Origin of the sequence: Bradyrhizobium sp. Rc3b (assembly GCF_900114915.1) — a bacterium.
Taxonomy (GTDB): domain Bacteria; phylum Pseudomonadota; class Alphaproteobacteria; order Rhizobiales; family Xanthobacteraceae; genus Bradyrhizobium.
The window spans coordinates 99,026-111,217 of record NZ_FOUS01000021.1 but is presented as its reverse complement, the minus strand read 5'-3'; the positions used below and the strand labels follow the sequence as shown (position 1 = coordinate 111,217).

Here is a 12,192-nt window from a genome sequence, read left to right as displayed (position 1 = left end):
CATCCAAAATTTTATCCCATGTGATGATTGGAGAGCTAACCGATGAAATTACTGGCTTATTCCTGTCTCATCGTTGCGGCGATCGCTATCCCGGCACAAGCGCAGTCGCCCGGCGGGACCTTGGCCAAGATCAAGGCCGCCAGTGAAATGACGATCGGACACCGCGACGTCTCGGTGCCGTTTTCCTATCTGGACGAGAACCAGAAGCCGGTTGGCTTCGCGATGGATCTTTGTTCAAGAATCGTCGAGGCCGTGAGGACCGACCTCAAACTGCCTTCCATCCAGACCAAGCTTCAGCCGGTCCAGCTCAGCACACAGATCCCGCTGATCCAGAACGGCACGATCGACATCGTCTGTGGTCCCGCAACCAATACCCTGGAACGACAGAAGGTCGTGGCTTTCAGCAACACGATCTTCGTCTCGAGCATTCGCGCTGTCGTGAAGAAGGATGGCCCGATCAAACGCTTCGAAGACCTGAACGACAAACCGGTCTCTCTGACCACCGGCTCGACGTCAATTGCCCTGCTCGTATCCCGCGCTCAAGAAAAACATTTTCAGACCAAGAATGTCATGTCGGCGGATCACGCTGCCTCGTTCCTCGCGCTGACGACGGGCCGTAGCGAGGCCTTCGTAATGGACGACATCCTGCTCGCCAGTCTCATCGCCAACAGCTCGAATCCGGGAGATTGGCGAATTATCGACGACAGCCTCCGGACCGAGCCCTACGGCCTGATCATCCGCAACGACGATCCGGAGTTTAAAGCGCTGGTCGACAAAACGCTGGCTGCCATGATGCAGAACGGTCAATTTCAGGAGCTCTATGCGAAGTGGTTCATGAGCCCCATTCCGCCGAAGAACGTCAATTTGAACTTCCCGATGACTCAGCCCTTGAAGGAAGCCGTCACAAATCCGAACGACAAAGGCGTGTGAATAGAAAATTATGTTTATCCCTCACCAAGGGGCACCGATCACGGCTCTCGCCAGAGCTATCCGACGACTTCATCAAGCACCGCGATCGGTAGTAAAGCGGCGGGCCTACATTATAGAAATGCGCGCAGTCGGCCATCCGGTATCGGCTCGTAGGTCACGGTTGGCTCCCGCCGAAAGGTTCTTCTAGTCTGCGCGCCTGCATATCATCAACGGCCATTCGATGAACCGTTGTGCGATTTTTCAATACATGCGTGGGAGAAACTTCCCGCTACGTCTTGGCAATGCACGCTGGCGACGACAAAGCATCCGTGGGAAACCTCTGCAGTGCGAGATCACCTCGGCGACCAAACGCCGACATCGGAAAGTTGCCGACAGGCACGCATCGAAAACTAATCAGCTCCGCGCAACGAGTTAAACCGAAAGGTCTCGACGGCATTGATAGCCATCGTCTCCCTTTCGGCTACACTCCAGATGAACCTAGTGCTAGTGCCGCCTAACACTTATTAGCATTACGAGGAGTCGCGACGCACGGCACACAACTTCTGAAAAATCGCTCACTCGGCCGTTCGCCGGAACGAACGGCCTGACCAACGAAGGCCGGCAGGATACGGTTATTTCTGCCGCCGGGCGTAAGAGACAGGATATGCCGCCGACCTCGCATTGATCATTGGATCTTGCACCTCGATGCCGGGTGGCAGCGCATTCGGCAGGAACAGCAGTTCCTGCTGTGCTACGTCGTTGTTCTTCACGACTTTCGTTATCGAAATCGTGCCAAGTTCTACGAGCTGGCGAGTGTCGGGCCACGCCACTGATGGATCATCCAGCTTGTCGCCGGCAGCAGCGACTTGAAGCACCACCGTGAAGTCCACCGGTCCCTGCTCCGCGCGAGTCCGGATTTCGGCACCCAGAAAATTCTCTGCTTTGTTGGCCGCATCGCCGTCGCTCAGATAGTGAGCGCCTGCCTTCGGTAGGAATTGATAGCGACCAAACGTGACCAGCCCCTCTCCGTTTGTAAACTTGAAGGTGTTTACGCCGTAGTAGGGCAGCGTCCCGTAACTCTCGGGCGCTGGTTTTGGAGCGGTCAGGAAGGCCTTAGCGATCGGGTGGGTGGCCAGATAATTATCGAGCGGCGTCGGTTTGCTCGCCTTCGGGCCGCTGTTTCCCAGCGCTATCAACAAGTCACGGAAATCGTCGGCCGTCGGCGACGGGAAGCCGTTGAATGAGTGGGCCACGATGTCGCTGTCGGTGCCATCGGGCAGCCTGAACTTGATCGCCAGTCCGCGAGGACTGGCCAGCCCCTGATTGTCTGGAATGTCGGGAATTCCGGCAAAGTTCGAAAACCGCACCGTAACGGGAACTGCTGTCCGCTGCAGGTGAGGTGCCTTGCTGATGGTAGACGCTTTCACACTCGGCGTGAAGCTTCCCTCCAGCACAATTCCCTTCGCATGAACAGCTCGCGACCCGGGATGGGAGCCGAACACCCCGTTCAACGCGTCAACAAGTTGCTCAGGCGAGGACGCCTGCCCAACCGGCGGAGCAGACGGCGTCTGGGCGCCGGCGGGATACATAAGCACAACGGAAATTGCGAACACAAACAGTGGCAACGGGCGGGACATATTCAAGCTCCTTCGTAGAAAACACTTGCAAGAGAAGTCGATCTGGATTGCTGCTCAGCGCGACCGCGCACACAAAAAACCGATCGTTCCTGCGCGCGCGGCCCCAATTAATCCGACAAGAAGCGCCTTATCTCATCGGCCACGATCGCGCCTTCTGTCTCAAGCGCAAAATGGCCGGTGTCCAAGAGAACGATACGCGCGGCGGGAATATCTCGTCGAAACGACTCGGCACCCGGAGGAGAGAAGAATTGATCATTCTTTCCCCAAGCGGCGAGTAACTTCGGTTGTCGCTGGCGAAAGAAAGCCTGGTAGAGCGGATAGCGCTCGATATTGCGCTTGTAGTCCAGCTTAAGATCAATCTGAAGGTCCGCATTTCCAGGACGAGCAAGAATCGCGGCATCCAGCGTATAAGACTCCGGCTCGATGCTGGATGGATCGGCCACACCATGAAAATAGGCCCCCTTTACTCCTTCGAGCGTCATGCGGGCGCGGATGGGTTCACGCTTATCGGGACTCGGATTAGCCCAATAGGCTCGCAGCGGAGCCCACGCCTCCTCTCTCAAGCCTTCGACATAGGCATTGCCGTTTTGGCTGATGATTGCAGCAACACGGTCTGGATATGTCAGCGCCAGATCCCAACCAACCGGCGCGCCATAATCAAAGACGTATAGGACGTAGCGCTTAAGCTCCAACGCGTCGACGAATGCCGTGGCGGTGCGGGAAAGGGACGCGAAGTCGAACCTATAGTTACGTTCTGCTGGAATCTGTGTGAAGCCGAACGACGGCAGATCTGGCGCGATCAGCCGAAATCGATCGGCAAGCCTTGGCATCAGGTGACGAAAGTAAAAAGAGGAATTTGCGAAGCCGTGCAACAGGAGCAATGTGGGAGCATCCGCAGGACCGGCTTCGCGATAGAAGACGTCGACGCCGTCAGCACGCACCCACTTATGTCTAACATCTGTTGACGACTGGGGTGGCGATGCGTGAACTGACAGACCGGTTCCTAGAGCAACGCCTGTAACGCTTCCGGCCAGCACAGCGCGTCGCGTGGGCGAGCCTGCATAGCGCCCAAACATTGGTGATCTGGATGAAGATGGTAACTGAGACATTGATTTCTCGTTCCGCGGTTAGGTGAGTCGAGTCGGTCCACTGGGAAGTCAACACCACTGCCCGGTCGTCCGCCGCGGCCCGCACTCGCCTGGCATTACCTCGTGCACGGCCTACCCGAAGCACCCCTGGCCGCTCCTCATTGACGGCGTGCCGAGCTTAATCTGCGGCCATAACGTCGACGAAGCGGCCTCTTCTTTCGACGTCACCAATCCGGTTTGATAAACCTGCCCACACCGCCGCCGCTCGTTTACAGCGGCGCGCTTCAGGTTAATGCAGTTCACCAGTCATAAATTGCGCCCGGCCCAGGCCGAACGACCAGTCCTCATCGTCGTTGATGACAAAATTGATGACAAGATCAGTTGGAGCGATTCCGCATGCCGACGACAACCTCTCGGCAAGCACTCGGTAGAACTCAAGCTTCGATGCCTTCTGTCGTGGACGGCTCGTCAACTGCAATATGACTAGCCTATCCGTGCGCGCGATGCCGAGGCCGGTGTCGAGCGCGATTACGCACGACCGCGGATGTCGATGCACCACCTGATATCGATCGCGTGTCGGTACGTGCAGCGTCTCAACCAACACTTCATGCGTGACATCCAATAGCTTTTGGAGATCGGCATCGCTCCATCCCTCGATCACGTCAAATCGCAGAAACGGCATTCAAGAACTCCTTGTCCGAACGTCTTTCGACACCACCCGAGAGACCCCCGCCCTGCCCACTTGCGGCGAACTCAACCAGGAGGTGCACGATAAATTGTGCTCGTGACGCTTCGATGGCTTATCAGCAAGCGACCACCACGAAAAGCAGCAACACCACTTGCATCTTTTCTATCCGGCGATGCGATGCATCATAAATTCAGATGACAATCATCTGCCCTGCAGATGATCTACCTATGCACGGTAGTCTTTCCCCTTGGAACCTTCAGCGAGTTCATGCTCACTTCGCAAAGCGTCAATGGCCGTACAGTCATGTTTGACTCTCCTGTCATTGGGATGCAGCCGGACGAGACCCCTCGATGTCCGATAGGCAAAACCCGTCATTCAGAGGTACGAGTTCGCTGAGCGATCATTGCATTTCCTGCAACAATATATTGTCCTGCGACGGCATTCTCTTCAGGTCCCCTCGCAACTATTACGGACACCGAAACAGGAGAAGGACCCAAATGAACCAGCAAATTCGACTCTACGGCGGCAAGTTGTCGGGACACAGCCATCGCGTTGAGTTGTTTCTCAGACTGCTTGACCTGCCGTTCGAATTCATCGCGACGCCCGCCCCGGAGCGCAAAACACCGGTGTTTCTCGCATTGAATCCTTTCGGGGAAATCCCTGTTATCGACGACAATGGCGTAATCATCGCAGACTCGAATGCGATTCTTGTCTACCTCGCCGCCCGTTATGACGAGTCCAGAACTTGGCTCCCCGCGGACCCAGTCGAACTCGCACAGGTTCAGAGATGGCTCTCCGTCGCCGCCGGCCCGCTTGCGTTCGGCCCGGCAAGCGCCCGACTCGGCACCGTGTTTGGACGATCAGTCGATCGTGAGCGGTCTGTCGAGCTTGCGGAGCGCCTTTTCAAGGTGATGAACGAACATCTGGCAGAACGGAAGTTCGTCGCCACCGCCGTGCCGACTGTGGCCGACATCGCTTGCTACAGCTACACGAGCGCCGCACCGGAAGGTGGCGTGTCGTTAGAGCCTTACCAGAACATCCTTCGTTGGCTTGAGCGTATCGAAGCATTGCCGAAGTTCGAGCCAATGCCGCCGGCTCCGCGATAGGAGGCTGATGGAGGATGGCAGCATGACGCCGGAACAAGATCCGTCTCCGTTTCACTATGGTGAGCTTGAAGTCCAGCAGCGGGCTGGCGTGGATCAGAACATCCGCAAGCGTGCAAAGGTGGCAATTCGAAAGCAGATGCCGGATCAGCATCGGGATTTCTTCGCCAACCTGACCTATGTATTTGTCGGGTCCGCCGACAAGGACGGACGCCCGACCGCGTCCCTCCTGACTGGTCTGAGCGGCTTCATATCATCGCCGGATCCTACGCGTCTGTTGGTAAAGGCTCGCCGATCTGCGGAAGCCCCCCTGAACGAGAATCTGGTGGCCGGTGCGAACTTGGGGCTACTAGGTCTAGACCTGACCAATCGTCGGCGAAACAGGCTCAACGGATGGGTTGCAAACGTCGATGCCGACGGCTTTGAGCTTGGCGTGCATCAAAGCTTTGGCAATTGTGCTAAATATATCCAGCTCCGCAAAGGCATAACCGCGAATGGCCTAGGGTCAGACCGAAATCCAAGAAATGAATTCAATCAGCTCAATGATCGGGTGAGGCAGATCATACAGAAGGCTGACACTTTCTTTGTGGCTTCGTGCATTCCAGCACAGCACACTGTGGCCGGCACATATGACTGCGATATATCACATCGTGGCGGACGCCCCGGATTCGTCCTTGCCAGCAATCACGAGATAACTGTGCCTGACTTTTCCGGTAACCTGTATTTCAATACGTTGGGCAACTTTACAGTCCATCCTTATGCAGCGTTGCTTTTCATCGATTTCTTGACCGGCGATCTCGTACATGTTCGCGGTCGCGTTGAACTTCTTTGGAACGATCCGCGTATAGCTGCCTATATAGGCGCCCAAAGGGCCTGGAGATTACAGGTCGAAGATGGATACATTGCGGATCGAGCGTCCATTCGATCCGATCCGGCCGTCGAAGTCTCGCCTTTCACATCGGCAACAGGACTTTGGGAAGGTCATTAGCTTACTGTAACTCGACCGCTCAACTAGGGCCAGACGGGAGAACGCGATGTACGTGCCGCCCAGCGGTCAGTTGCCAGGTGGGCCGAACACCCTCAACGGAACGGCGAAACTCTAGAACACGGCTACGCATCTACCGGCGTCATTTCCGGCCTACGGCGACCAGAAGATGCATCTGGATCGCGACCTGACGAACCGCTGGTTTAATTGGCCAGCCCCTGCTTTCGCCAACCTGTCGGCCTCTCACGATTTCCGAGAGCCAGCTCAAGGACAAATGCTAGCGCGAGAGCTGCGACGCCAATGAGGAACAGCAGATGATAGTCTCCTCCGGTGCTCTGAAAGGCCAAAGACAGTCCGAACGCGGCCAACGCTTGCATGATGGCAAAGCTGGTTGTCGCCACGCTCCAAGCCACCTTCTGGGACGCATGATCGTGCGGCACCAGTTCATGAACACGTCCAAGCACCAAGATCACAATCCCCGGCGTGAACGCTCCCATGACTAGGCTTGAGAACGTGAGAGAAACTGTCCCCGGATGCAGCGCGGGCAACCCAACCGCAAAGGCCTGGAGGGCGTAGGCGATGAGTAATGCGCCGCGCGCCCCGATCCGGTCGGCCAATTGGCCGGTGAGCAAAGGTCCGACGATCGCGCCGACACCGAAGAGGACCCAATAATGTGCACCCACCTGCACACCCTGCCCGAGGCCGCGGGCGACGAAGTCGACCAGGAAGAGCATGTGCGGCACGAGTCCTACTGCGTTGAGGCCGTACTCGATAAAGAGAAGCCATAGCGGCAGCGCTCGTCGGGGGGCACGAGTGCGGATTGGAAGCGCCGGTGGCGGCGCCTTGGGCCATCCGTTCCATGCGACTACAGTCAATACGGACGAAAGAGCTCCGAGGCCCATCCATGCTTGCTTCAAACCGAGATCGAGCAGCAGCGGCACGAGGCTGCCAGACGCCGCAATGCCGGCGCCAACCCCCCGTGAAAATGACGCCCCCGGCAAGACCACGCCGTGAGGGCGCCACGTGTGAAAGCACGGTCGGTGCCGCCAGGACCATTAGGACTCCGCCCGCAAAACCCGAAGCAAGGCGCCAGGCGAAGAACCAGGCAAACGAGACCGGGAATGCACAGGCGAAGAATGCGACCGACGCGAGCAGCATCATCGTACGTATCAAAGAAGCCGCGGAACTGAGCTTGAGCATGGGATGCGCCAGCAAGGCACCGGCCAAATAGCCGGCCAGATTGGCCGCCCCGATGTAGGCAGCAGCAGAGGCGCCGAACCAGTGCGCTCCGACTACTGCAGGAAGAAGGGGTGTGTAAGCGAAACGTGCGAGCCCTATTCCAACCAGAATTGCGCATACACCGGCCCAAATTGCAGGCCATGTGCGCGACGGTGGTGCCGCGATTTCTGTATGGTCCATTGAATAGTGCACCTGTCTGAAACTCGCCGACTGAGAAATACTCCTTCTCCGTAATGATAAAAAATGATTAGATAAGATATCAGCTATCTCATTTTGAGATACGTTCGTACTGACTTGGAGAAGGTCATGGATCTTTCCGACCTCAAGGTGTTCGAGGCCGTATCGCGACTCGGAAGCATGAGCCGTGCGGCGTCCGAATTGCATACGGTCCAGTCGAACGTTACAGCCCGCATCCGCGTGCTAGAAGAAGAACTCGGGGTGCCCCTGCTCCAACGCCTCGCCCGCGGGGCCATACCCACCCCCGCCGGCCGCAGGATACTTCCCTACGTTGCTCGAATTGCAAAGCTTGTTGCAGACGCAGGCTCCGCGGCTCGAGATGATGGGGAGCCGAGCGGATCACTGCTGGTTGGAAGCCTGGAAACAACGACCGCCCTGCGACTGTCTCCTGTCCTGGTGAAGTTTGCCAAGGCGCATCCCGAAGTTCGGCTCGCGATCACAACAGGTACAACGGGGCGACTGTTGAGCGACGTGCTTGAATACCGTCTCGACGGCGCTTTCGTAGCCGGCCCGGTCAACCATCCCGATCTGCAGCATGAAACGTTCTTTCGTGAAGAACTTGTACTTGTAACTGCGGCATCAATTCGAACGCCCAAGCAACTGACTGCAATCAATGATCTGAAAACGATCGTTTTCCAGATTGGCTGCTCCTACCGTCAGAAGCTGGAAGCGGTCTTGGCCGAGATGGGCATTGCGGTCGCACAGCCCCTCGAGTTCGGATCTCTCGATGCGATCGTCAGTTGCGTCGCCGCCGGGCTCGGCGTTACTTTGCTACCAAGGGGGCTCGTTGCGCCCGCCCTTAAGGACGGCAAAGTCGCGGTGCATAAGCTTCTCCCGACCCGCGCAATGGTAGAAACTGTCTTCGTCCGCCGTCATGACGTCTATGTGTCGAGCGCGATGAAGGCGCTATTCGATCTGCTCAAATTGAAGTCGGAATCAAGCCGTGCCGCCTAGAGTAAGCGTGCCTTACCGCCGAAGGAAAATCCCCGCTGCTAGCGCAGCGGGGAATGCGTCGCAGATTGCCTGGCGACAAGTCTAGGGAGAACCGGACCATTAACATAGAGAGCTCAGTTCGGGACGAGTATCGGCGCAAAGGGTGTTGCACAAATACTCACGTCAGAAGCGGAGGCTGTCAGTCGTTGGGCCAGCAGACTGCAGGCTACCTCGCACCCGCCATCTGGCGCAGACGCACTATCGCCGATTTGGCGAGATCCCGAGACAATTCTGCCGCCGGGATTTCGCGGCCCATTCCGATCGCCTGGCCGGCCCATAGATTAGTGAGATCGACCCTGCCCTGCTTCTCCAAAGCGGCCTTTAGTAGCCCGAGCGCGGTTGCAGCGTGGGGAAAAGCTGGAGCATCAGCACAAATTGGCCCGGCCTCGCGCATGAGCCGATTTTGCACGCCGAGCGCCGGCCGACCGGTCATGACGTTGGTGATGACAGTGGGATCGTCTCGTGCCTCGGCAAGCGCCCTCCGGCCTCCCGCACTGACCTTGGACTCTGGGCAGCCACTGCCAGGGCGGATACCTGTGGCTTGGCTATGCACAGCCCAATGATCGAGAACAGAAGGGTTGCAACGAGCTGGTGCAGCGCAATCGTGATAGGCGATAATCCAGGGCCATTGTCTCGCAACTGCATTGCCGCCTCCTAGTGCGATCTGGCCGCGATTGCGCTCAGCCCGACCAAGGATTTATTGTCTGCAATAATACTCCATTGCGCACATTCGCTTCGTATGCCGGCCGGTCAGCGACCAGCCGACACTATTACGCATTGCTCAGACGGCGCGCTCGCCGGACATCGGCGAAGTCGCGAGTTCATCTGCATGCACTGCACGAGATCCCGGGAACCCAATCACATTAACGACCGCCGTTAACACCGCGACTGCGATTGGATATGCCAGCCCCGCATAGATATTGCCCGTGTAACTGACGAGCGAGAGGCTGATCAGCGGCACGAAACCGCCGAATATTCCGGTTCCGATGTGGTACGGGAGGGACATCGACGTGTATCGCAGCCGCGCGGGGAAAAGTTCAACGAGGAATGCAGCATTTGGTCCGTACACCAGCGCCACAAAAATGAGCTGCGCGAGGATAAGGGCCGTCACAGCAACGTAGTTTTGTGCTTCAGTCGCGGCCGTAATCCCCATGTAGATCGGGACATAGAGGGCTGCAGCGAGCAACAGTCCCGTGACCATGAGCGGCCGGCGTCCAATTCGATCAGAGAGAGCTCCGCACACCACGATCAACGGTGTTCCGATCGCGAGTGCAACCGCGACGCAGACGTTTGCGGTTAGGAAGTCCATCTTGAGGACGCTCTGCAAGAAGTACAGCGCGTAGAACTGTCCTGTGTACCACACGCAACCGAGGCCGGCGGTTGCGCCAAAGAGAGCATAGAGTGAGTAACGCAGGCCCTGCCCCGTGCCGAAGCTTTCGCGCACGGGAGACCGCGAGACTTTGCCGGCTGCGCGCATCTGCTGGAAGATGGGAGACTCACTCAGCTTGAGTCGCAGGTAGATCGATAGCACCACAAGGAGAGCGGATAGGAGGAACGGAATGCGCCACCCCCAGGCACGGAAGGCCTCTTCACCGAGTGAAAGACGACATGAAAGCACGACGAGAATCGCGACAAAGAATCCGACGGTCGCGGTGGTCTGGATAAAGCTCGTAAAGAACCCCCGACGATTTGCCGGAGCGTGCTCCGCAACGTAGATTGCGGCGCCGCCGTATTCTCCACCGATCGCCAATCCCTGGACAAGGCGGAGCACGACGAGAGCGACGGGAGCGGCGTATCCGACGCTCGCATATGTCGGAAGAAGACCGACCAAAGTGGTCGAAAGGCCCATAAGCACCAACGTTAGCAGGAATGTATGCTTGCGTCCCAATCGATCGCCGAGACTGCCGAACAGCAGCGCTCCGAAGGGCCTGATCACAAAGCCGGTCGCGAATGTCGCCACGCTGATAAGGACCGCGGCTGTCGGATCATTCGCTGGATAGAAAAGCGTAGAAAAGAAAACAGCCAGGCTACCGTAGAGATAGAAATCATACCATTCGATGATTGTACCGGCACTCGATGCAAGCACGATGGTCCAGATCCCCGGCGAACCGGTGGCATTGTTCGATGGGCCCATAGGTCGTCCTCCCTTGTCTTTGGCGCACGAGTCTCCGCCCGCGTGCGCCGTAGCGCACACGCTTTCCCTATTGCAGTGTGATGAGCCTGCGGGGCCTGCTAAGCTGCGATCGATTTCTGCTGCGGCGCGTATCGAGACAGGCGCGCTTCGGCTTCCGCCGAAATGCGCTTCACGAGTTCGCCCGCAGTCGGAATGTCGCTGATGAGCCCGATGCCCTCCCCGACCGTGACGTTGGCTGTGTCATAGTCGCCCGAGGCCCAGGCCTTTTCGACGCGTTGCAGTTCGGCCTCCTGGAGCGAACGCAACTCATGTTCGCGGCCGTGCCATTTTTCGATGAAGCCGTTTTTCATCAATCGACCGGTGTATTCTGCGGGCCAATTTTTCTTGCGGACGACATCGTAGACTTGCGTCCGGATGGTCTCGTCTCCGGTGGCCAACACCACCTTGTCCTTCGCATTGCGATGGATGACGGACTCTTGAGTCGCCCAGAACCGCGTCCCCATCAGCACACCGTCGGCGCCGAGCATCAGCGCCGCAGCGACGCCCCGCCCGTCCGCGATCCCGCCGGCGGCCAGCAGAAGCACGCGAGATGCCCTTTGTGCGAGAAGGTCAGCGACGGCCGGAACGAAGGGCATTGTCGAACGTGCCGTCAGCCCGTGGCCACCTGCCTCGGTACCCTGAGCGATGACAACATCGGCGCCGACGTCGATCGCACGCTTGGCGTGCTCCAGCGTATGCACCTGGCAGATCAATGGAATGCCCGCGCTCTTTACCTTCGGGGCGAACGGCGCCGGATCCGAGAACGAGAGCATGATCGCCCGCTTGTGCCGCTCCAGCGCAAGATCAAGCAGGCCGGGATCATTCGCGAGCGCCCAGGTAATGAAGCCGCACCCGACGTCGGGACGGGTGACTTTAGCCGATTGCTCCTCGAACCACGCCCGATTGGCATATCCTCCGCCCAGCATGCCCAATGCCCCGGCGGCAGACACTGCGGAGGCCAGCTCGCCCCCGGATGCGGGATCCATCGGCGCCAGCACGATGGGGTGCTCGAGACCAAAGAAGTCGGTCAGCCTCGTCTTGATCGCCATTTCCTGTTCCCTTTTTGCAGGCCAAACCGGCCTCTTCTGATGAGAGGAACCTAATTTACCGATTGACAACGGAAAAGTGATTATTTTTGAT

At 57.9% G+C, this 12,192-nt stretch carries 9 protein-coding genes and 2 pseudogenes; 4 read left to right on the top strand and 7 right to left on the bottom strand.

Annotated elements, in window-relative coordinates:
• The first annotated feature begins 42 nt into the window (after positions 1–42).
• Entirely contained in the window at positions 43–930 is an 888-nt protein-coding gene (locus BM190_RS35425; protein WP_092262140.1) for an amino acid ABC transporter substrate-binding protein, read from the top strand.
• A gap of 611 nt (positions 931–1,541) precedes the next feature.
• Here BM190_RS35425 and BM190_RS35420 read toward each other — a convergent pair.
• The 3 genes from BM190_RS35420 to BM190_RS35410 form a co-directional block, all read right to left on the bottom strand.
• Positions 1,542–2,546: a catalase family peroxidase gene (locus tag BM190_RS35420; RefSeq protein ID WP_210189099.1), complete on the bottom strand. Its 1,005-nt coding sequence runs from the start codon at positions 2,544–2,546 to the stop codon at positions 1,542–1,544.
• 107 nt (positions 2,547–2,653) lie between these two features.
• A complete protein-coding gene (locus tag BM190_RS35415; RefSeq protein ID WP_092262138.1) occupies positions 2,654–3,622 on the bottom strand; it encodes an alpha/beta fold hydrolase in 969 nt (322 codons plus the stop codon).
• A 301-nt stretch (positions 3,623–3,923) separates the two neighbouring features.
• Positions 3,924–4,316, bottom strand: a complete 393-nt coding sequence (locus BM190_RS35410; RefSeq protein WP_092262137.1) for a tautomerase family protein — start codon at positions 4,314–4,316, stop codon at positions 3,924–3,926.
• Between the two features lie 503 nt (positions 4,317–4,819).
• Between BM190_RS35410 and BM190_RS35405 the strand changes: the two genes are divergently transcribed.
• Both BM190_RS35405 and BM190_RS35400 read left to right on the top strand, forming a co-directional pair.
• Positions 4,820–5,428 (top strand): glutathione S-transferase family protein, encoded by a 609-nt coding sequence (locus BM190_RS35405; protein WP_092262136.1) that lies wholly within the window; start codon positions 4,820–4,822, stop codon positions 5,426–5,428.
• A gap of 22 nt (positions 5,429–5,450) precedes the next feature.
• Positions 5,451–6,413 carry a pyridoxamine 5'-phosphate oxidase family protein gene (locus tag BM190_RS35400; RefSeq protein ID WP_177237484.1) on the top strand — a complete coding sequence of 321 codons (963 nt, stop codon included), beginning with the start codon at positions 5,451–5,453 and terminating at the stop codon, positions 6,411–6,413.
• A gap of 200 nt (positions 6,414–6,613) precedes the next feature.
• Here BM190_RS35400 and BM190_RS35395 read toward each other — a convergent pair.
• Positions 6,614–7,829: pseudogene (locus BM190_RS35395) on the bottom strand (YbfB/YjiJ family MFS transporter).
• A gap of 126 nt (positions 7,830–7,955) precedes the next feature.
• Here BM190_RS35395 and BM190_RS35390 point away from each other — a divergent pair.
• Positions 7,956–8,840, top strand: coding sequence for a LysR family transcriptional regulator (locus tag BM190_RS35390; RefSeq protein WP_092262172.1), 885 nt, complete (start codon positions 7,956–7,958; stop codon positions 8,838–8,840).
• Positions 8,841–9,045: 205 nt separating this feature from the next.
• Here BM190_RS35390 and BM190_RS35385 read toward each other — a convergent pair.
• The 3 genes and pseudogenes from BM190_RS35385 to BM190_RS35375 all read right to left on the bottom strand — a co-directional run.
• A pseudogene (locus tag BM190_RS35385) lies at positions 9,046–9,393 on the bottom strand (nitronate monooxygenase); the annotation flags it as partial.
• 267 nt (positions 9,394–9,660) lie between these two features.
• A complete protein-coding gene (locus BM190_RS35380; RefSeq protein ID WP_092262134.1) occupies positions 9,661–11,013 on the bottom strand; it encodes an MFS transporter in 1,353 nt (450 codons plus the stop codon).
• Positions 11,014–11,111: 98 nt separating this feature from the next.
• Positions 11,112–12,101 carry an NAD(P)H-dependent flavin oxidoreductase gene (locus BM190_RS35375; RefSeq protein ID WP_092262133.1) on the bottom strand — a complete coding sequence of 330 codons (990 nt, stop codon included), beginning with the start codon at positions 12,099–12,101 and terminating at the stop codon, positions 11,112–11,114.
• Between the last annotated feature and the right edge of the window lie 91 nt (positions 12,102–12,192).